Below are 18,636 nucleotides of genomic sequence, written 5' to 3' on the forward strand. Positions count from 1 at the left end.
GCTCCGGGTGCGATTGAATACTGGGACTGCTGAATCCAGCAATCAAGTCGCCCAGCATAGCTTTTGCACGGAACAAAGGCCAGCTACGGCGAGGAACATGATCGCACGATACTGAACAATTAACATCATGCACTCCTGGCTTTAGTCGGATTCTTGCGGGAGACATTAGGCATGGAACAACAGCGCTGCTCACGTATTGCATCTACTCAGTATGCGTGAGAGAGTTGGTACTGCCTTCAATTCGCGGCGTGCGATTCCAGCAGGCGCCGCTGGTAGACGCTCGGCGTGCACCCGAACGCTTCCCGGAACACGGCAATGAAGGCGCTGGCCGTGGAATAGCCCAGGTCGAGCGCCACTGTTCCCACCGCCTCGCCCGCATCCAGCATCTCGGGTGCGCGCATCAGCCGCGCGCGCTGGCGCCAGGCGGTGAACGTGAAACCAGTCTCCACGTCCAAGGTGCCCACGCCCGGCCAGATGATGGCCAGGCTCACCGGCATCTCGAAGAAAGAGGGGGGGGCAGCTCGATACGCACTCTGCGCACGCCGTGCGGCATGACCTGTATTAGCCGTGCGCCAGGCCAACAAGATCCAGGACGTGGGCCAGCTCATGACCGCCACTGGCCAGGTGCTCGACGCGCTCGTGCGCCGTGCCGCCGCCAGCAAGTAAATAAGCCATTGTCCAGATCGACCGCCGGTTGACTGGACGACAAAGCGGGCTATACTGCACTAATCGCTTTCGCCGCCCGCCATGAACCAAGCCCGCCTGCCACAATGTAACGCCGCACCGCTCCCCTGCGCAGGTGGCGTGTGCACGCGCGTGGCAATGCGCCGAGCGGCGCACCTTTCCAGCCTCGACCTCGCCCGGCTTTCCCGGGCTCGGTGAGGAAGCACGGCAGGCCAGCGCCTGCCCATCCTCCCGGGCCGCCTCCATTCACAAAGCATCGCCGCATCGACCATGCGGCGCCGTCATCGTTCATTGGGCCGCGGTTACACAAAAGCTGCTGCCCATTTTGTGGAGAACATATGAAACCATCCATCGTTGTATCCTGGCTCGACCTCGAGCGTCTCGAACGCATCCTCGACCGCCTTCCCGCTGCGCAATCGAATGCGCGTGATGCGCTGTTGAGCGAACTCGAGCGTGCTGAGATGGTCGAGCCATGGGACATGCCGCCCGACGTCGTCACCATGAATTCGCGCGTGCGCTTTCGCTTCGCCGGTTCCGACGAAGACGTGACCATGACCCTGAGCTACCCGAAAGACATGAAGGACAGCGGCGAGCAGCTGTCGGTGCTGACGCCGGTCGGCACGGCCCTGCTGGGCCTGCGCGTCGGCGCCTGCATCACCTGGCAACGTCCTGGCGGCGGCACCTTCGAAGCCACCGTGCTCGAGATCGACTACCAGCCGGAGCGGGCGGGCGAGCTGCACCGATAGGCGGCGTGAGCGCGGTGTACTGCTCGGCACATTTGCGTGTGTACAATAACTGCGCTCAAACACTCTATCGAAGGGACCATTCGTGAAACGCTTCCTGACTGCCTGCTTCCTGTGCCTCGGCCTGGGCTTCCTCGGCGCTGCCAGCGCCGCCACCGACGCCGAACTGACAAAGCAGGTCAACGCCTTCGTCGACGAATGGCATGACGATGCGGCCAATACCCGCATGGTCTACTTCGACAAGATCGCCAAGGATGGTGTCTATATCGGCACCGACCGCACCGAATTGTGGACGCGTGACGAGTTCAAGGCATGGTCCAGGAAATACTTCGACGCCAAATCGGCATGGACTTTCAAGGCGACCCGCCGTAACGTCTATGCATCCCCCGACAAGTCAATGATCTGGTTCGACGAACTGCTCGATACCAGGAATATGGGCCACGCGATGGCCAGCGGCGTGATCCGCAAGACCAGGAACGGCTTCGAGATCGTGCACTACCAGCTCTCGGTCGCGGTGCCGAACGAGGTGGTCGACCAGGTTACCGGCATCATTGCCGACCACGAAAAGAAGGCCAAGAAATAAGCCAGTGAATCAACCGTATATCGGCCGCTTCGCCCCATCGCCCTCCGGCCCGCTGCACGCCGGTTCGCTGGTGGCGGCGCTGGCCAGCTACCTCGACGCGCGCTGGCATCAAGGCGCCTGGCTGGTGCGCATCGAAGACGTCGACGAAGGCCGCAGCGTGGCAGGCGCCGCCGAGGGCATCCTTGCGCTGCTGGACGCGCTGGGCATGCATGCCGACGGCGAGATCGTCTGGCAGAGCCGGCGCAAGGACTTGTACCAGGCGGCGGCCGAGCGCATCGGGCAAGACACCTACCCCTGCGGCTGCAACCGGCGCGAGATCGCCGATTCGCGCCTGGGCATCGCGCCTGACGGCGCGGCGATCTATGCCGGCGCCTGCCGCCATGGCCTGGGGCCGGGCCGCACCATGCGCAGCCTGCGTGTGCGCGTACCCGAGGCCGGCACCGACGAAATCACATTCATCGACCGTTTCGCGGGCCGGGTCACGCAACACCTGGCGACCGATTCGGGCGACTTCGTCCTCAAGCGCGCAGACGGTTTCTGGGCCTACCAGCTGGCGGTGGTGGTCGACGATGCCGTCCAGGGCGTGACCGACGTCGTGCGCGGCGCCGACCTGCTCGATTCGACCCCGCGCCAAATCTACCTGCAGCATCTGCTGGGCGTGCCGACACCGCGCTACCTGCACGTGCCGGTGGTACGCAACGAGAACGGCGAGAAACTGTCGAAGCAGACCGGCGCGCTGGCGGTGACGGCGGGGGACGAGCCCGCCGCCGTCGCCGCGCTGGCGCAAGCGGCGCGTTTCCTCGACCTCGACCTCGATTTCACGCAGGCGCCGCCGCGCTCGCGCGACGCCTTCTGGCAGGCGGCAATCCCCGCCTGGGGCCGCCTGCTGGCGCGGCGCGCGACCGCCAGCCCTACATCGCCAGGCTCGGCTGCAGGCTGAAACGGCGCCGCGCCAGCAGCGCCAGCATGCCCAGGCCCATACCCATCATCGCCCAGGCGCCCGGTTCGGGAATCGGCGCCGCGACCGCGAAGCCGCGGATCTCGCCGGCCGGATAGGCGGCGCTGTGGATGTTGACATAGGCCTGGTTGCCATTGAACGCATTGATGAGCGCGCCGCTTGCCAGCTGCGGCGTGCCGCCGTTGGCCGCAAGGAAGTCCGGATCGTAGGTCGCCGGGTCGCCCAGGTCGAAGGTAGCCGAGTAGACGCCGGCCGTGACCTGCAGCGGGAAGTCGAGGAAGGGAATGGCGACCGGCGCCGCGCCGCGGAAAGCGTCGATCGTGCAGCAGTGGATGTGGGCGCTGACGGTTGGACTCGACAGGTCGCGGAAGGGTACTTCAGCCCGGAGGATGAGGTCGTCGATCTCGAAGCTCGAGACGCTCGACCCCGGCGAACCGTTGGGAATTTCTTCGGCGGGGCCGCTGGCAACCGCGCGGTAATAGACCGGCGCGGCCTGGCTGGTGGCGGCGACCAGGGTCGACGCGGCCAGCGCGAATACGGTGAGGGCTCGTTTCATGGTAGACCTCCTGATCAGGAAAGAATCCAATCGCGCCGCCGGATTGGCAGCGATGCCCAAAAAATTAGCACATGATGAGTGGCTCGCCCACACCGTACGGGTGGTCAAAGGCCGCTGAGAAATCTCGGCAGCCCAGGCAAGAGCGTCAAGGCAACTCGCAAGCTGGCTACTGGGGCGTGGTCAGGATGCTGATCCGGCCATCCGCTTCGAGAAACGCGCATTTCATCTTGTGACGCGGGCAGTCGGCCTCGCGCAGCGCTTCCTCGACGTCGCTTTCGGAAAGGCGGCAGCGCTTCATGACCTTATCGAAGAAAATGCCGTCGCGGCCGATCAGGACAGGGCTGCCTTCGATGAACTCTTCGAGTTTCCTGCTGCGCGACGTGACGAAGGCGAACAGCACGGTCAGGGCGACCAGCGTCGTGGCGATGATCAGGCCGCCGAACAGGGATTCGTCGCCACCGGTCATGGAATTGGAGACCGCTTCCGACAGCAGCATCACGACCAGCAGGTCGAAGGGCGTGAACTGGCCGACGGTGCGGCGGCCGGACAGGCGCATCATGACGAGCAGCGCGCAATATACGATGGCGCCGCGAGCAATTAATTCCCACCAAGGAAGATCGAGATCGAGCATAAGCCCTCCGCAGGCATGACACGGTTCAGTTCATTGTAATCACTTTATTAACACAATGACTTTCATTTGCGAGTCGCCTGCGCCGCTTCCCAGGCCGCGAGCGCGGCTTCGTAGCGCGCCAGGGCGTCCTCATACAAATCGAAGACGCAAGGCACGCAGCCGCTGCGGCAGCAATCGTCGAGATCGGGTGCGACGGGCGGCTCGGGGCGGGGGCTGGAGGGATCGATCGATGTCATTGGCCCAGCATAGAGGATGCCGGGCCTGGCGTCGACCGCCTCAATCGGCGCGGTGGTAGCTGCGCAGGTGGAACACCATCTTGCCGCCTTCCTTCTCGCACACGCCGCCCATGCCTTCGCCGGGCCGCATCGTCAGGTTCAGCCTGGTGCCGTCCGGCTTGTCGGCGCAGGCCGCGTGGAAGGCGGCGGGAATCTCCGGCAGGTCGACTTGGGGCGGTGCGGGCGGCGCCGGTGGCGCGGGGATGGCGGGGATGGCTGGCGCGGCCTGGCCGGCGATCGTCGGCGGAGCGGGCGGTGCAGGTGGAGCGGGCGGCGTGGGCGGCACCGGCGGCTTGGGGCATTTGCCGCGCGCAGCCTCGCACACATAGTGGACGGCGGCTTCGGTCGTGGTGGCGCCCAGCGCGAGCATGGCGACCAGGATCAGCGGGATGGTGTGTTTCATGGTTGTTCTCCTCGGTGTCGATGAACACCATCGTGCATCCCGAATGTGGAGAAAAAATGGAGGTGCCTACATGTCGCAACGATAGCCGAGCCCGTAGATCGAACGGATCGGCTCCAGGCCCGGCGCCACGGCCTCGATCTTGCGCCGCAGGTTCTTGACATGGCTGTCGATCGCGCGGTCGTTGGCGTCGAGGTTGTCGGCCCTGGCGGCGTCGAGCAATTGCGCGCGCGACAGCACCTGGCCGGGCCGGCGCGCCAGGGCCGCCAGGATCGCGTACTCGCTCGGCGTCAGGTCCAGCGCCTGGCCGTAAAGCGCGACGCGGCGCGCGGCTTCGTCCAGGGCGAGAGCAGGCGCCGCGACGCCACTGCTGGCGCGGCGCAGGATCGCCTTGATGCGCGCCATCAATTCGCGCGGGCTGAACGGCTTGCACAGGTAATCGTCGGCGCCCGTTTCCAGTCCCAGCAGCCGGTCGACTTCTTCCACCCGCGCGGTGACCATCACGATCGGCACGTCGGAAAAGGCGCGCACCGCGCGGCATAGCGACAGGCCGTCCAGGCCGGGCAGCATCAGGTCGAGCACGACCAGCGCGGGCGGCGCGCGGCGAATCGCCTCCAGCGCCTGGGCGCCGTCGCCGAACACGGTTGGCGCATAGCCCGCGGCCCGTGCATAGTCGGCGACGACACAGGCCAGTTCCGCTTCGTCCTCGACGATCATGATCGAGGTGTTCATACGAGGTCTTTTCCAGCCAATGGCATCGCCACGGTCACCCGCAGGCCACCGAGCGGCGAGTGGGCGAAGGCGAGGCTGGCGCCTTGCGCTTCCAGCAGGCGCCGGCACAGGGCAAGGCCAAGCCCCGCACCGCCATGTTCGCGGCTGCGCGAAGCGTCGACCCGGTAGAAGCGCTCGGCCAGCCGCGCCAGCGCCTCATCGGGCACGCCCGGCGCGCTGTCGTCCAGCAGCAGGTGGACGTGGCCTGCCTCCGCTTGCGCACCCAGGCGCACCGTGCCGCCGGCGGCGGTGTAGCGCAGGCTGTTCTCGAGCAGGTTGGCCAGCACCTGGCGCATGCGGTCGGGATCGGCCAGCACGGGCGACTGCACAGGCGCCTCGGCAAGCGCGAGCGCAATCCCCGCCGCCCGGAAGCGGGCCGCGAAGGCGTGGGCCTCGGCGGTCGCCAGCTCCCACAGGTCGAGCGCTTGGCGCCGGCATTCCAGCTCGCCCACGTCGGCGCGTGCCAGCGCGTACAGCTCGTCGATCAGCCTGGTCAGGGCCAGCACCTGACGTCCCATGCTGTCGATCGTCTCCGGCGTGGCCTGGCGCACGCCGTCCTGGATCGCTTCGAGCTGCGCGCGCAGCACGGCCAGCGGTGTGCGCAACTCGTGCGAGGTATCGGCCACCCATTGGCGGCGCGCCGTCTCGGCCTGGTCGAGCCGCTCGGCCAGCGCATTGAAGTGGCGCGCGAGTTGGCCCAGTTCGTCGCTGCGTTCGTCCGGCAGGCGCACGCCGTAGTCGCCCGCCGCGAGCGTGGCGGCGCCACGGGCGAGATGGTCGATCGGCCGCCGGAAGTGACGCGCCAGCAGGGTCGCGGCCAGCGCGCTCAGCATGACGGCGACGGCGCCGATCAGCCACAGGCTGCGCTGCAGTTCGGAGAGAAATGCATAGGCCATCGCATCGCTCGGCCGGTGGCTGCGCGCCACGCCGAGAAAGCCGACCGTTCGGCCGTCGACCTCGATCGGGCGCTGCGCCATTGGCAGCGTGGCAGGCAGGCGGCCGGCCAGGTAGCGGCCTGCGGCGTCGAGCAGGGTGATGCGCGCGTGCAGGTCCTGGGTCACGCCGCGTGGTGCGCCGGGCACCGGCACGGCAGGGGGCGGCAGCGGCGGAATCGGCGGCGCCGGTGGGGCGGGCGGCGCGGGCGGTGCAGCCGGAGCGGGGGCGACCGGCGCGACCGGCCTGACCGGCGCAACAGGCTCGGGAATGCGCCTGGTCTGCACACGCGCCAGCTCATCCGTGACCCAGCCGCGCCGCGCGTCGTTGCCGGGCACGAAGGTCCAGTCGCCATGCTCCCGGTACTGGCGCGCCAGCGCGCTCGACAACCCATCCAGCCGGTCCAGCTCGATGGCAACCGCATAGTCGCCAAAGCTGTCCAGGACATTCTGGCGCAGCAACAGGACACCCGCCCCGGCCACCGTCAGGATCGCGAGCAGCACAGCGCCAAACAGGCGATGTCCGATGCCGATCTTCATATTTCCGCCGAGAGATAAATGTAGCTCGTTATAGCCCATTTCTTCTGTAGGGCTTCTATTTTGATAATTATCGTTCTATGAAGTGGCATGTTTATATCTAATTTTTCTTTCAGTATGCCAGTCAAGGCAGACGGGCCAGTGGGGCATGGTCCTACAGGATGACTGCCGATTTTTGGTGTTCAGCGCGCTTTTTGGTGGCTACGATGGAGTCCTTCGAGTCGGCAACGCTGACATTTTGTTCACGATGAAAAGGAGTCAATCATGGCAAACAATTCGCGTAACAACAACCCACAGGGCAACAACCAGCACTCGCAGCAAGGCAATAGCCAGAGCGGCAACCAGGGTAACCAGGGTAGCGGCAAGCAAGGTTTTGCATCGATGGATCCAGAGCGCCAGCGTGAAATCGCCAGCCAGGGCGGCCGTGCATCGCATGGGTCGAGCAACCAGCAGAGCGGCAATAACCAGGGCAGCCAGCAGAGTGGCAACCAGGGCAACCAGCAAAGCGGCCGCGGCCAGGGCGGCCAGCAGAAGGGCGTCCAGGGCGGCACGCCTGAACAACACGCCGAAGCAGGGCGTCAGAGCCACAAGAACGACAACCGCTGACGCTGTTCTAGTGCAGCAAGGTTGACCGATACCGCCGGCACGACCGGCGGTTTTCTCTCATGTCCTAGTAGACGTCGCGCCGGTAGCGTCCGTCCGACATCAATGCGTCGACCGTCTCCGGGCCGAGCACCGCTACGAGCGCATCGTGCACACCGCCAGCCATGCCTTGCAGGCTGCCGCAGACATAGATGGCCGCGCCATCCGCAACCCAGCGTCGCAGCTCGTCGCCGTATGTCTCCACCAGGTGTTGCACATAGCGCGCCTGTCCGCCATCGCGCGAAAACGCCAGGTCGAGCCGCGCCAGCATGCCGCCGTCGCGCCAGCTTTCGAGTTCTTCGCGGCACAAGAAATCGTGGGCCGCATTGCGTTCGCCGAACAGCAGCCAGTTGCGGTGCGTCCCCGCGTCGATGCGTGCCTTGAGCAGCGCACGCAGGCCGGCCAGGCCACTGCCGTTGCCGATCGCAATCATGGGCCGTCCCGAATTCGTCCCCAGCCTGAAGCGTGCATGCGCACGCACGCGCAAACGGATCGTGTCGTTCGGATCCGCGCACACGCACAGCCAGCCGGACGCCGCGCCGGGCGTGCCGTCTTCACGCGTCTGCAAGCGCACCAGCAACTCGAGCCGGCCTTCGCCCGGCACCGAGGCGATCGAGTATTCGCGCGGATGGTCGGGGTCGAGCGGCGCGCTGACTTGCGCCAGGTCGCCCGCTTCCCAGGCGGGCAGCACGCCGTCGCGCGGCGCCAACGCGATGCGGTACAGCGGCGCCCCGGCGCTGCCGGGATTGACGTGGATGCGGCTGGCGATGCGCCATTCGCCATAGGCCGGCGCTTCCCAGTCCGGCGCATCGCTGGTGCCGGCCAGGTGGCTCAAATGGTGCTGCCAGGCGGCCAGCGCATCGGGCGCGCCGCGGTCGACGTCGATCCGTTCGAACAGCGGCGTCGCGCCGCGCGCAAGCAGCCAGTCGTCGAGCGCACGGCCGAAGCCGCAGTAATTGGCATAGGTGGCGTCGCCCAGCGCCAGCACGCCGAAATGCAGGTGCGACAGGTCGGGCGCTTCGCCCATCGTGTGGCCGGCAAAGCGCGCGGCGGTATCCGGCGCGTCGCCCTCGCCATAGGTGCTGCAGATGAACAGCACGCGCGAGGCGGCGGCCAGTTGCGCGGCATCGAGCGTGGACATGCAGGCCGCGCGTGCATCGAGGCCGCCCAGGGCCAGGGTGGCGGCAGTGCGTTCGGCCAGGCATTCGGCGCTGCCGGTCTGGCTCGCGTGCACCACCAGCCAGTCGGCCGCGCCGCCGGCGTTTCTTGTGCGTGCCAGGCGGTGGCGCCAGATGCCGAGGCACATGGCGAGATAGGCGCCGGACAGCGCGAGCGCGCCGCCCCAGCGCAGGGGTTCGATCGTCAACATCATTGCAGTAGGGAGCGCCAGTCGCTGGACGTGGTTTCCACCAGGCCGCTGGCAGTGCGCACCAGGAAGCGCGCCGCGATGCCGCGCGCCTCGGCGAAGGCCAGGCCGTCAATTGGCCCCAGCACGGTCAGCGCGGTGGAGAGCGCATCGGCCGCCATGCAGGTCGGCGCCAGCACCGTCACCGAGGCGAGCCCGTTGGCCACCGGATAGCCGCTGCGCGGATCAAGGGTGTGCGCGGCGCGTCGGGCGCCGTGTTGAAAGTAGCGGCGATAGTCGCCCGAGGTGGCGACCGCCAGGCCATGCAGGGCGACGATGGCCTGGGTGCTGGCGCCGGCCGCATCCGGGACGGCCTCGATCTCGACCCACCACGGTTCGCCATTGGCCTTGGTGCCGGCGCCGCGCAGCTCGCCGCCGGCCTCGACCACGTAGTGACGTACGCTGCGCTGCTCCAGGCAGCGCGCCATGCAGTCGACCGCATAGCCCTTGGCGACCGAAGAAAAATCGAGCAGTACGCCGCCCGGCTGCAGCAGCCGGCGCGCGGCGCGGTCGAGCACCGGCTGGCCGGCGGCGCGCTGCGCGAGGGCGGTGCCGATCGCGACCGCATCGGGTGCATGGAAGCCGGCCTGGTCGTAGCGCCGGGTAGGGCCGAAGCCCCACAGGTTCACCAGCAGGCCGCCGGCCGGATCGTAGGCGCCGGTGCTGTCCTCGAGCACGCGCAGCGCGTAGTCGGCCACATCGAAGAATTGCGGCGGCAGCGCATGCCAGCTGCCGGCGGGCGCCGCGTTATAGCGCGACAGCAGGGAATCGGGTTCCCAGTGACTCATCTGCGCGACGATCTCGTCCAGCTCGGCTTGCAAGGCAGCCTTGACTGCGGCGCCGTCGGCGCCCGGCGGCAGCATCAGCCGCGCCGACCAGCCGGTGCCCATCGACGTGCCCGACGCCGTATGCAAGGTGCTGCCGCCGGGCGGCAGCGCCATGTCGACCTCGAGTGGAACGAGAACGTCGCGCATCCGGCCTTACTCTGGCAGGACTTCGAGCGTGGCCGCGTAGCTGTAGCGCTTGGCGCCCGGCTGGGGTTTTTCCTTGCCTTCGCCGAACGGGAAGCCGGCGCTGAGCCAGTACATATTCGCGGCCGGGACGGTGAACGAGGCTTCGCCCTTGGCGTCGGTCGTCAGGCGCTGCTCGCCCGACGAACCGCGGTACTTGACGGTGCCCTGCACGATGCTGAACGGCAGGTTGGCGACCGGTTTGCCGTCGAGGTGGAAGCGCACGCGGATCGGCTCGCCGACGCGCAGGTCGGACGGATTGGTCAGCGGGATCATTTCCAGGCCGACGCCGACTGGTTTCAGGGCGGTGTCGTTCTGCTTGTTGGCCGACACGAAGGTCTCGTTGCGCGAGTGGACGGCGGTGGTCTGCACCTCGGTGGCGCCGGCAGGGATGGCAACCGCCGGGCTGCCCGCTGCGCCGCGGAAGCGCTTGGTCTCGCCATTGAGCTTGTAGCTGCCCATCACATTATTGTTGACGATCGCGAGGCGATAGGTGCCGTCCTTCGGCAGGCGCAGGTCGAGCGTGCTGCGGTATTTGCCGACCACGGCGCCTTCGGCCCTGGTTTGCGCGCCGTCCGGATCGGTGATCATCAGGTTGTCCAGGCGCAGCGGATGGTGGTTGAACTCGAACACTTCGTTCGAGATCGCGGCGTCGATCGTGACCCAGGCTTCCTTCGAGTCGACCATGGCGGTGTTGGGCAGGATCCAGGCACGGTGGGCCTGGGCCGTCATCGAGGCGCCGGCGAGCATCAGGCCGACGAGCGCGGCTTTGTAGAAACGGTTCTGTTGCATGGAGTTCTCCTGTTATGGTTATTCGTCGTTATTGAATCTGGAGCGCGACGGCCCCCAGTTCTTCCTTGCCGGCCGCATTCGCCGCCAGCTTGCCCTTGCCGGCCCAGGTGAACGGTACCTTGACCACTTCGCGACCGCCCGCTTCGCGCGCCGCCTCGACCACCAGCTTGTATTCGCCGGCTGGCAATTTATCGATGCCATACTTGGCGCCATCGAATTTCATCGTGTGGGTGCCGGGCGCGCGGGTCGCGCCGCTGACGCCGTCGATCGGCAGGGTGGCGTCGCGGCCCGCCTTGCGCCACCAGGTACGCAAGTCCTTGACCCATTTCTCGCCGCCCTTTTCCTTCATCTTGACGTCGTACAGCACGGCCAGGTTGGACGCGATGTTCTGGTCCGCGCTCTCGATCCAGATTGCGACGTAGGGCTTGTGGTATTCGGCCACGTTCAGCTGCGGCACGTCGAACTTGACGGACAGCTCGGCGCCGAGCGCCGCGCTTGACGCGAGCGGCAGGGTGAGGGCGAGCGAATGGGACAGTTTCATTCTTGGTCTTCTCTCAGGTTGGGGATCAGTGGACAAACAGCAGGGCCAGCACGATCGGCAGCACGATGCCGAATCCGACCACCGGCCAGGTCGACGGCCGCTTGGCCGCGTGGTATTTCATGATCAAGAAGCCGGTAATGCAGAACACCACGCAGGCGATGGCGAAGATGTCGATGAACCAGCTCCAGACCGCGCCCGTGTTGCGGCCCTTGTGCATATCGTTCAGCCACGAGATCCAGCCGCGGTCGGTGCCTTCGTATTCGGCGCTGCCGTCGACCGCGATGCGCAGCCAGGCGTCGCCGCCGGGGCGGGGAAGGGCGACGTAGGCGTCTTCCTCGCTCCATTCGGCGCGCTTGCCGCGCACATCGACCGGGAACGCACCATTGGTCCAGTCGGCGATCTCGCTCGGCAGCGGCACCTCGTCGTCGGCGTGCTCTTCGGCGTAGGCCTGCAACTGCGCGCGCAGCGGCTCGGGGAGCGTGGCTTTCAGGCGCGTGACGACCGGCCTGGCTTCGATCAGGGTGGCGTTATTGAGCGTGAGGCCGGTAAAGCTGAACAGCAACATGGCCATCAGGCAAATGGCCGAGCTGATCCAATGCCATTGATGCAATTGCTTGAGCCACATGGCGCGGCGTGCGCCTGGCAGCCCGGTGGTCGGTTTGGCGCCTGGCGCTGGTGCACTGGCTGGCGCGGGCTCGGCCATAATGGCGGGCTCGGCTTTATTCTTGAGGGGAGTTGCGGAAGAAGGCATCCATAAATGATAACGATTATCATTTACATGGTCAACTCGGCAGTGGTTTTAGTGCCAAAAGTGCGACGCGGGGAAACACATTTAGAAATAAATAATTTCTTGGACCAAGGTCGGCCTTGGTCTGGATCATGCGTTACAATAATGTGCGCAAATTGGCAGGATTTTGCACACGTATTTTGGTACCGAACAGTCCTTCCCCCACAACTTGATGTCTTGAAGTGCAATCCGCTAACCGGTCAGGCCGTGTCGCGGAAGGTTTTAAACAACCCGCCCAAACCTCGCGAAGCGCGAAAAGAAAGGTGAGCAAGAATGATGCAACAATATAACGCCAACTCCTACCTGTTCGGCGGCAATGCCCCGTACGTGGAAGAGTTGTACGAGGCCTATCTGGACAACCCGACCTCGGTGCCCGAAAACTGGCGCGCCTATTTCGACCAGATGCAGCACGTGCCGGCAGTCGACGGTTCCAACCGTCCCGACGTCGCCCATTCGTCCGTGGTCGCCTCGTTCGCGGAACGCGCCAAGCAGGGCCCGATCCGTACCGTCGTCGCTTCGGCCGACTCCGAACTGGGACGCAAGCGCGTCGCCGTGACCCAGATCACCGCCGCCTACCGCTACCTGGGTTCGCGCTGGGCCAACCTGGACCCGCTGCAGCGCCAGGAACGTCCGCCACTGCCAGAACTCGACCCCGCGTTCTATGGCTTCACCGAAGCCGACCTCGACACCGTCTTCAATATCAGCAACACCTATTTTGGCCAGGAAACCGCGCCGCTGCGTGACATCCTGAACATGTTGCGTGATACCTACACCCGTTCGATCGGCGCCGAGTTCATGTACATCAGCGACCCGACCGAAAAGCGCTGGCTGCAAGAACGCCTGGAATCGATCCGCTCGACGCCGACCTTCAGCGCCGACAAGAAAAAGCACATCCTCGAGCGCCTGACCGCGGCCGAAGGCCTGGAACGCTACCTGCACACCAAGTACGTCGGCGCCAAGCGCTTCTCGCTGGAAGGCGGCGAATCGTTCATCGCCTCGATGGACGAAGTGATCCAGCGCGCCGGTGAAAAAGGCGTGCAGGAAATCGTGATCGGCATGGCCCACCGCGGCCGCCTGAACGTGCTGGTCAACACCCTGGGCAAGAGCCCGGCCGACCTGTTCGAAGAATTCGAAGGCAAGCACGCCGACGACCTGCCGGCTGGCGACGTCAAGTATCACCAGGGCTTCTCGAGCGATATCTCGACCCCGGGCGGCCCGGTCCACCTGTCGCTGGCGTTCAACCCATCGCACCTCGAGATCGTGAATCCGGTCGTCGAAGGCTCGGTCAAGGCGCGCATGATGCGTCGCGGCGACAAGAAGGGCAAGGAAGTGCTGCCGATCCTGGTGCACGGCGACGCAGCGTTCGCCGGCCAGGGCGTGGTCATGGAAACCCTGAACCTGGCGCAAACCCGCGGCTACGGCACCGGCGGCACCGTCCACATCGTCATTAACAACCAGATCGGCTTCACCACGTCCGACCCGCGCGATGCGCGCTCGACCCTGTACTGCTCGGACGTCGTCAAGATGATCGAAGCGCCGGTGCTGCACGTGAACGCCGACGACCCTGAAGCGGTCGTGCTGGCCAGCCAGATCGCCATCGACTACCGCGCCGAGTTCGGCAAGGACATCGTGGTCGACATCATCTGCTACCGCAAACTGGGCCACAACGAGCAGGACACGCCAGCGCTGACCCAGCCGCTGATGTACAAGAAGATCGCCAAGCACCCGGGTACCCGCAAGCTGTACGCCGAGAAGCTGGCCGCTCAGGGCACCATCGAAGCCGACGGCGGCGACAAGCTGGTCGCCGCCTTCCGCGACGCCATGGACGCCGGCAAGCACACGGTCGATCCGGTGCTGACCAACTTCAAGGGCAAGTACGCCGTCGACTGGGCGCCGTTCCTGAACAAGAAGTGGACCGACGCCGCCGACACCGCCGTGCCGGTCACCGAACTGAAGCGCCTGGCCGAACGCATCACCAAGGTGCCAGAAGGTTTCAAACCGCACTCGCTGGTTGAAAAAGTGCTGGCCGACCGCGCCGCCATGGGCCGCGGCGAAGTCAACCTCGACTGGGGCATGGGCGAGCACCTGGGCTTCGCTTCGCTGCTGGCCTCGGGCTATGCGATCCGCCTGTCGGGCCAGGATGCCGGCCGCGGCACCTTCGTGCACCGCCACGCCGTGCTGCACGACCAGAACCGCGAGCGCTGGGACCAGGGCATCTACCTGCCGCTGGCCAATGTCTCGGATAACCAGGCCGACTTCACCGTGATCGACTCGGTGCTGTCCGAAGAAGCGGTGCTCGGCTTCGAATACGGTTTCTCGACCGCCGAGCCGAACACGCTGACCATCTGGGAAGCCCAGTTCGGCGACTTCGTCAACGGCGCGCAAGTGGTCATCGACCAGTTCATCGCTTCGGGCGAAGTGAAGTGGGGCCGCGCCTCGGGCCTGGTCATGATGCTGCCGCACGGCTATGAAGGCCAGGGTCCGGAGCACTCGTCGGCCCGTATCGAGCGCTTCCTGCAACTGTGCGCGGACAACAATATGCAAGTGGTCCAGCCGACCACGGCGGCCCAGATCTTCCACCTGCTGCGCCGCCAGATGGTGCGCCAGTTCAGGAAGCCATTGGTGATCTTCACGCCGAAGTCGCTGCTGCGCAACAAGGATGCCGGTTCGCCGCTGACCGACCTGACCAAGGGCGGTTTCCAGACCGTCATCGGCGAGTGCGACGACAAGATCGAAGCTTCGAAGGTCAAGCGCGTGCTGGTCTGCTCGGGCAAGGTCTACTACGACCTGGTCAACACCCGCAAGACGCGCAGCGCCGGCGACACGGCCATCATCCGTATCGAGCAGATGTACCCGTTCCCGCACAAATCGTTCGCCGCCGAACTGAAAAAGTTCCCGAACGCGACCGAGGTGGTGTGGGTGCAGGACGAGCCGCAGAACCAGGGTCCATGGTTCCAGATCCAGCACAACATCTTCGAAGGCATGGAAGATGGCCAGCGCCTGTCGTACGCGGGTCGCGCCGCGTCGGCCTCGCCGGCAGTGGGTTATGCGGACAAGCACATCGCCCAGCAAAAAGAACTGCTGGAGACCGCGTTCTCGAAGCTGAAAGGTTTCATCCTGACCAAGTAATGGTCAGGTAGGTTAAACCACGGCCCCCGCGTCCCGTGCGCGGGGGCACTTGCAAAGAATAATTACTGGAGTTTTAAAAATGGCACAAATCGAAGTCAAGGTACCTGTTCTGTCGGAATCCGTCGCTGAAGCGACCCTGCTGTCGTGGCACAAGAAAGTCGGCGAGCCGGTCTCGCGCGACGAAAACATGATCGACATCGAGACCGACAAGGTGGTCCTGGAACTGCCAGCGCCGAGCGCAGGCGTGATCGTGCAACTGCTCAAAGCCGACGGCGCAACCGTCGTCGCCGGCGAAGTCATCGCGATCATCGATACCGAAGCATCGGCGCAGACCAGCCCGATCGCCGTCAAGGCCATCCCATCGGCCGCGCCAAACGCGCCGATCGAAGCCGCGCCAGCCGCTGCACCGGCTGCGGACCAGTCGAAAGCGGGCGTCGCCATGCCGGCCGCCGCCAAGATCCTGGCTGAAAACAATCTCTCGGCATCGAGTGTCGAAGGTTCGGGCCGCGATGGCCGCGTGACCAAGGGCGATGCCCTGGCTGCTGCCGCCAACAAGCCAGCCGCTGCACCAGCCGCTGCGCCAAAAGCCGCCCTGCAGCAAGTCGCAGCGCCTGGAGCAGCCAACCTGGGCGACCGTCCTGAAGAACGCGTGCCGATGAGCCGCCTGCGCGCCCGTATCGCCGAGCGCCTGCTGCAATCGCAATCGACCAACGCCATCCTGACCACCTTCAACGAAGTGAACATGGCTCCGGTCATGGACCTGCGTAACAAGTACAAGGACAAGTTCGAGAAAGAACACGGCGTCAAGCTGGGCTTCATGTCGTTCTTCGTCAAGGCCGCCGTTGCCGCGCTGAAGAAATACCCGATCCTGAACGCTTCGGTCGACGGCAACGACGTCATCTACCACGGCTACTTCGACATCGGCATCGCCGTCGGTTCGCCACGTGGCCTGGTGGTGCCGATCCTGCGCAACGCCGACCAGATGTCGATCGCCGAGATCGAGAAGAAGATCGGTGAATTCGGCCAGAAAGCCAAGGAAGGCAAGCTGACCCTGGACGACCTGTCGGGCGGTACCTTCTCGATCTCGAACGGCGGCGTGTTCGGCTCGATGATGTCGACCCCGATCATCAACCCGCCGCAGTCGGCGATCTTGGGCGTGCACGCGACCAAGGACCGCGCCGTCGTCGAAAACGGCCAGATCGTCATCCGTCCGATGAACTACCTGGCGATGTCGTACGACCACCGCATCATCGACGGCCGCGAAGCCGTGCTGGGCCTGGTCGCGATGAAGGACGCGCTGGAAGATCCGGCCCGCCTGCTGCTGGACCTGTAATTCTCACCACGTGCCGGCGCTGTCCGCAGCGCCGGCTGTTGTTTGCCGGAGAACGTCATGTTGTCAGACGAAATCAAGCGCTTGCACGACCTGCACCAGGCGGGTGCCCTGTCCGATGCCGAGTTCGAGCAGGCCAAGGCGCGCATCCTGTCGGGTGCGTCGACCGTGAGCCTCAGTAAAGAGCCGCCGGCTACCGAGCGGATCTCCTTCGACCAGCACCGCGACGACCTGCTGAGCGGCCTGCGCCGTTCGCGGACCGACCGCTGGCTGGGCGGCGTATGCGGCGGCCTGGCACGCACCTATGGCCTCGAATCGTGGGTCTGGCGCCTGATCCTGGTGCTGTTCGTCTTGACGTTCGGCTTCGGCATCCTGATCTACCTGCTGCTGTGGGTATTCATTCCGGAAGAATAAAAAGGAATCAAAGTAATGAGCGATAAACAATTTGACGTCGTCGTGATCGGCGGCGGTCCTGGCGGCTACATCGCCGCCATCCGCGCGGCCCAGCTGGGCTTCAAGACCGCCTGTATCGACGAGTGGAGCAACGCTGCCGGCAAGCCTGCCCCGGGCGGCACCTGCACCAACGTCGGTTGCATCCCGTCGAAAGCGCTGCTGCAATCGTCGGAACACTTCGAGCACGCCGGCCACGCCTTCGCCGACCACGGTATCAAAGTGGCGGGCCTGGAGCTCGACCTGCCGACCATGCTCAAGCGCAAGGACACCATCGTCAAGCAGAACAACGACGGCATCCTGTTCCTGTTCAAGAAGAACAAGGTCACCTTCTTCCACGGCCGCGGCGCCTTCGCCGGCAAGGCCGAGGGCGATGCGGGCTATACCGTCAGCGTCAGCGGTCCAACCACTGACACCCTGACCGCCAAGAACGTGATCGTCGCGACCGGTTCGAACGCACGCCAGCTGCCTGGCGCCGAGTTCGACGAGAAACTGATCCTGTCGAACACCGGCGCACTGGCGATCGACGCCGTGCCGGGCACGCTCGGCGTGATCGGCGCCGGCGTCATCGGCCTGGAAATGGGCAGCGTGTGGCGCCGCGTCGGCGCCGACGTCACCGTGCTGGAAGGCCTGCCGACTTTCCTGGGCGCCGTCGACGAGCAGATCGCCAAGGAAGCCCACAAGCTGTTCACCAAGCAGGGTCTGAAGATCAACCTGGGCTGCAAGATCGGTGCGATCACCAAGGGCAAGAACGACGTCACCGTGGAATACGCGGACAGCACCGGCGCCGAACAAAAGGCCACCTTCGACCGCCTGATCATTTCGATCGGCCGCGTGCCGAACACCAATGGCCTGGGCATCGAGACCGTCGGCCTGCAGCTCGATGAGCGCGGCTTCGTGGTGGTCGACGACGAATGCCGCACCAGCCTGCCGGGCGTGTGGGCGGTGGGCGACGTCGTGCGCGGCCCGATGCTGGCGCACAAGGCCGAAGAAGAGGGCGTCGCGGTTGCCGAGCGTATCGCCGGCCAGCACGGTCACGTCAACTTCAACACCATCCCCTGGGTCATCTACACCTCGCCAGAGATCGCATGGGTCGGCAAGACCGAGCAGCAACTGAAAGCCGAAGGCGTGCAGTACAAGGCAGGTACCTTCCCGTTCATGGCCAACGGCCGTGCGCGCGCGCTGGGCGACACCTCGGGCATGGTCAAGTTCCTGGCCGATGCCACCACCGATGAGATCCTGGGCGTGCACATCGTCGGCCCGATGGCGTCCGAGCTGATTTCGGAAGCCGTGGTTGCGATGGAGTTCAAGGCCTCGGCCGAAGACATCGCCCGCATCTGCCACGCGCACCCGTCGCTGTCGGAAGCGACCAAGGAAGCCGCGCTGGCAGTCGACAAGCGTTCGCTGAACTTCTAAATCCTGGCCTGTAGCAAGGCTCAAGAAAAAATGTGGGGTGGACGGCAGCGCCGTCCACCCCACA

At 65.4% G+C, this 18,636-nt stretch carries 20 protein-coding genes; 8 read left to right on the forward strand and 12 right to left on the reverse strand.

Annotation, left to right across the window (positions count from 1 at the left end; translation table 11 throughout):
- Positions 1–236: 236 nt before the first annotated feature.
- Positions 237–491, reverse strand: a complete 255-nt coding sequence (locus E8M83_RS12020) for a helix-turn-helix domain-containing protein (protein WP_229491498.1) — start codon at positions 489–491, stop codon at positions 237–239.
- Between the two features lie 531 nt (positions 492–1,022).
- On the opposite strand from E8M83_RS12020, the gene rnk reads away from it, so the two are divergent.
- The 3 genes from rnk (at position 1,023) to gluQRS (ending at position 2,950) form a co-directional block, all read left to right on the forward strand.
- Entirely contained in the window at positions 1,023–1,430 is a 408-nt protein-coding gene (rnk, locus tag E8M83_RS12030) for a nucleoside diphosphate kinase regulator (RefSeq protein ID WP_137173602.1), read from the forward strand.
- A gap of 82 nt (positions 1,431–1,512) precedes the next feature.
- Positions 1,513–2,010: a nuclear transport factor 2 family protein gene (locus E8M83_RS12035; protein ID WP_137173603.1), complete on the forward strand. Its 498-nt coding sequence runs from the start codon at positions 1,513–1,515 to the stop codon at positions 2,008–2,010.
- A gap of 4 nt (positions 2,011–2,014) precedes the next feature.
- On the forward strand, positions 2,015–2,950 hold the full coding sequence (gene gluQRS, locus E8M83_RS12040; RefSeq protein WP_137173604.1) for a tRNA glutamyl-Q(34) synthetase GluQRS: 936 nt from the start codon (positions 2,015–2,017) through the stop codon (positions 2,948–2,950).
- On the opposite strand, the gene E8M83_RS12045 is transcribed toward gluQRS, so the two are convergent.
- The 6 genes from E8M83_RS12045 to E8M83_RS12070 all read right to left on the reverse strand — a co-directional run bounded on the left by E8M83_RS12045 (position 2,922) and on the right by E8M83_RS12070 (position 7,073).
- Complete coding sequence (locus tag E8M83_RS12045; protein WP_137173605.1) at positions 2,922–3,524, reverse strand: CHRD domain-containing protein; 603 nt, start codon at positions 3,522–3,524, stop codon at positions 2,922–2,924. The genes gluQRS and E8M83_RS12045 overlap by 29 nt on opposite strands.
- 166 nt (positions 3,525–3,690) lie before the next feature.
- The gene (locus E8M83_RS12050; protein ID WP_137173606.1) at positions 3,691–4,155 is read right to left on the reverse strand and encodes a DUF421 domain-containing protein; all 465 of its coding nucleotides are present in this window, start codon (positions 4,153–4,155) and stop codon (positions 3,691–3,693) included.
- 62 nt (positions 4,156–4,217) lie between these two features.
- Complete coding sequence (locus E8M83_RS12055; protein ID WP_137173607.1) at positions 4,218–4,391, reverse strand: oxidoreductase-like domain-containing protein; 174 nt, start codon at positions 4,389–4,391, stop codon at positions 4,218–4,220.
- 40 nt (positions 4,392–4,431) lie between these two features.
- Positions 4,432–4,833: a hypothetical protein gene (locus E8M83_RS25930; protein ID WP_170976777.1), complete on the reverse strand. Its 402-nt coding sequence runs from the start codon at positions 4,831–4,833 to the stop codon at positions 4,432–4,434.
- Positions 4,834–4,899: 66 nt separating this feature from the next.
- Positions 4,900–5,562: a response regulator gene (locus tag E8M83_RS12065; protein ID WP_137173608.1), complete on the reverse strand. Its 663-nt coding sequence runs from the start codon at positions 5,560–5,562 to the stop codon at positions 4,900–4,902.
- Positions 5,559–7,073 (reverse strand): ATP-binding protein, encoded by a 1,515-nt coding sequence (locus E8M83_RS12070; protein WP_206077449.1) that lies wholly within the window; start codon positions 7,071–7,073, stop codon positions 5,559–5,561. Before E8M83_RS12070 ends, E8M83_RS12065 begins: the two co-directional genes overlap by 4 nt.
- 261 nt (positions 7,074–7,334) lie before the next feature.
- Between E8M83_RS12070 and E8M83_RS12080 the strand changes: the two genes are divergently transcribed.
- The gene (locus tag E8M83_RS12080; protein ID WP_137173611.1) at positions 7,335–7,676 is read left to right on the forward strand and encodes a KGG domain-containing protein; all 342 of its coding nucleotides are present in this window, start codon (positions 7,335–7,337) and stop codon (positions 7,674–7,676) included.
- Between the two features lie 64 nt (positions 7,677–7,740).
- Here the strand turns inward: E8M83_RS12080 and E8M83_RS12085 are convergent, their stop codons facing one another.
- From E8M83_RS12085 to E8M83_RS12105, 5 genes are read right to left on the reverse strand one after another with little or no spacing between them, the layout of a single operon-like run.
- Positions 7,741–9,084 carry a sulfite reductase subunit alpha gene (locus E8M83_RS12085; RefSeq protein WP_137173612.1) on the reverse strand — a complete coding sequence of 448 codons (1,344 nt, stop codon included), beginning with the start codon at positions 9,082–9,084 and terminating at the stop codon, positions 7,741–7,743.
- Positions 9,081–10,091: an FAD:protein FMN transferase gene (locus tag E8M83_RS12090; protein WP_229491499.1), complete on the reverse strand. Its 1,011-nt coding sequence runs from the start codon at positions 10,089–10,091 to the stop codon at positions 9,081–9,083. Before E8M83_RS12090 ends, E8M83_RS12085 begins: the two co-directional genes overlap by 4 nt.
- Positions 10,092–10,097: 6 nt before the next feature.
- Positions 10,098–10,919 carry a DUF4198 domain-containing protein gene (locus tag E8M83_RS12095; protein ID WP_137173613.1) on the reverse strand — a complete coding sequence of 274 codons (822 nt, stop codon included), beginning with the start codon at positions 10,917–10,919 and terminating at the stop codon, positions 10,098–10,100.
- Positions 10,920–10,947: 28 nt separating this feature from the next.
- A complete protein-coding gene (locus E8M83_RS12100; RefSeq protein WP_137173614.1) occupies positions 10,948–11,460 on the reverse strand; it encodes a DUF2271 domain-containing protein in 513 nt (170 codons plus the stop codon).
- Between the two features lie 25 nt (positions 11,461–11,485).
- Positions 11,486–12,163: a PepSY-associated TM helix domain-containing protein gene (locus E8M83_RS12105; RefSeq protein ID WP_267874214.1), complete on the reverse strand. Its 678-nt coding sequence runs from the start codon at positions 12,161–12,163 to the stop codon at positions 11,486–11,488.
- Between the two features lie 357 nt (positions 12,164–12,520).
- On the opposite strand from E8M83_RS12105, the gene E8M83_RS12110 reads away from it, so the two are divergent.
- From E8M83_RS12110 to lpdA, 4 genes are all read left to right on the forward strand, one after another.
- Positions 12,521–15,376, forward strand: coding sequence for a 2-oxoglutarate dehydrogenase E1 component (locus tag E8M83_RS12110; RefSeq protein WP_137173615.1), 2,856 nt, complete (start codon positions 12,521–12,523; stop codon positions 15,374–15,376).
- 79 nt (positions 15,377–15,455) lie between these two features.
- On the forward strand, positions 15,456–16,709 hold the full coding sequence (gene odhB / locus E8M83_RS12115; protein ID WP_137173616.1) for a 2-oxoglutarate dehydrogenase complex dihydrolipoyllysine-residue succinyltransferase: 1,254 nt from the start codon (positions 15,456–15,458) through the stop codon (positions 16,707–16,709).
- A 57-nt stretch (positions 16,710–16,766) separates the two neighbouring features.
- Positions 16,767–17,120, forward strand: a complete 354-nt coding sequence (locus E8M83_RS12120) for a PspC domain-containing protein (protein ID WP_137173617.1) — start codon at positions 16,767–16,769, stop codon at positions 17,118–17,120.
- A gap of 15 nt (positions 17,121–17,135) precedes the next feature.
- Positions 17,136–18,572, forward strand: coding sequence for a dihydrolipoyl dehydrogenase (gene lpdA, locus E8M83_RS12125; RefSeq protein ID WP_137173618.1), 1,437 nt, complete (start codon positions 17,136–17,138; stop codon positions 18,570–18,572).
- Positions 18,573–18,636: the final 64 nt, after the last annotated feature.

It is taken from the genome of Massilia sp. HP4 (assembly GCF_005222695.1).
Lineage (GTDB): Bacteria > Pseudomonadota > Gammaproteobacteria > Burkholderiales > Burkholderiaceae_D > Telluria.

Excerpts from the sequence above, each read along its gene's own strand:
- rnk (WP_137173602.1), top strand. The coding sequence starts at position 1,023 with ATGAAACCATCCATCGTTGTATCCTGGCTCGACCTCGAGCGTCTCGAA.
- E8M83_RS12045 (WP_137173605.1), bottom strand. The coding sequence starts at position 3,524 with ATGAAACGAGCCCTCACCGTATTCGCGCTGGCCGCGTCGACCCTGGTC.
- E8M83_RS12050 (WP_137173606.1), bottom strand. The coding sequence starts at position 4,155 with ATGCTCGATCTCGATCTTCCTTGGTGGGAATTAATTGCTCGCGGCGCC.
- E8M83_RS12055 (WP_137173607.1), bottom strand. The coding sequence starts at position 4,391 with ATGACATCGATCGATCCCTCCAGCCCCCGCCCCGAGCCGCCCGTCGCA.
- E8M83_RS25930 (WP_170976777.1), bottom strand. The coding sequence starts at position 4,833 with ATGAAACACACCATCCCGCTGATCCTGGTCGCCATGCTCGCGCTGGGC.
- E8M83_RS12065 (WP_137173608.1), bottom strand. The coding sequence starts at position 5,562 with ATGAACACCTCGATCATGATCGTCGAGGACGAAGCGGAACTGGCCTGT.
- E8M83_RS12070 (WP_206077449.1), bottom strand. The coding sequence starts at position 7,073 with ATGAAGATCGGCATCGGACATCGCCTGTTTGGCGCTGTGCTGCTCGCG.
- E8M83_RS12080 (WP_137173611.1), top strand. The coding sequence starts at position 7,335 with ATGGCAAACAATTCGCGTAACAACAACCCACAGGGCAACAACCAGCAC.
- E8M83_RS12085 (WP_137173612.1), bottom strand. The coding sequence starts at position 9,084 with ATGATGTTGACGATCGAACCCCTGCGCTGGGGCGGCGCGCTCGCGCTG.
- E8M83_RS12090 (WP_229491499.1), bottom strand. The coding sequence starts at position 10,091 with ATGCGCGACGTTCTCGTTCCACTCGAGGTCGACATGGCGCTGCCGCCC.
- E8M83_RS12095 (WP_137173613.1), bottom strand. The coding sequence starts at position 10,919 with ATGCAACAGAACCGTTTCTACAAAGCCGCGCTCGTCGGCCTGATGCTC.
- E8M83_RS12100 (WP_137173614.1), bottom strand. The coding sequence starts at position 11,460 with ATGAAACTGTCCCATTCGCTCGCCCTCACCCTGCCGCTCGCGTCAAGC.
- E8M83_RS12105 (WP_267874214.1), bottom strand. The coding sequence starts at position 12,163 with ATGGCCGAGCCCGCGCCAGCCAGTGCACCAGCGCCAGGCGCCAAACCG.
- E8M83_RS12110 (WP_137173615.1), top strand. The coding sequence starts at position 12,521 with ATGATGCAACAATATAACGCCAACTCCTACCTGTTCGGCGGCAATGCC.
- odhB (WP_137173616.1), top strand. The coding sequence starts at position 15,456 with ATGGCACAAATCGAAGTCAAGGTACCTGTTCTGTCGGAATCCGTCGCT.
- E8M83_RS12120 (WP_137173617.1), top strand. The coding sequence starts at position 16,767 with ATGTTGTCAGACGAAATCAAGCGCTTGCACGACCTGCACCAGGCGGGT.
- lpdA (WP_137173618.1), top strand. The coding sequence starts at position 17,136 with ATGAGCGATAAACAATTTGACGTCGTCGTGATCGGCGGCGGTCCTGGC.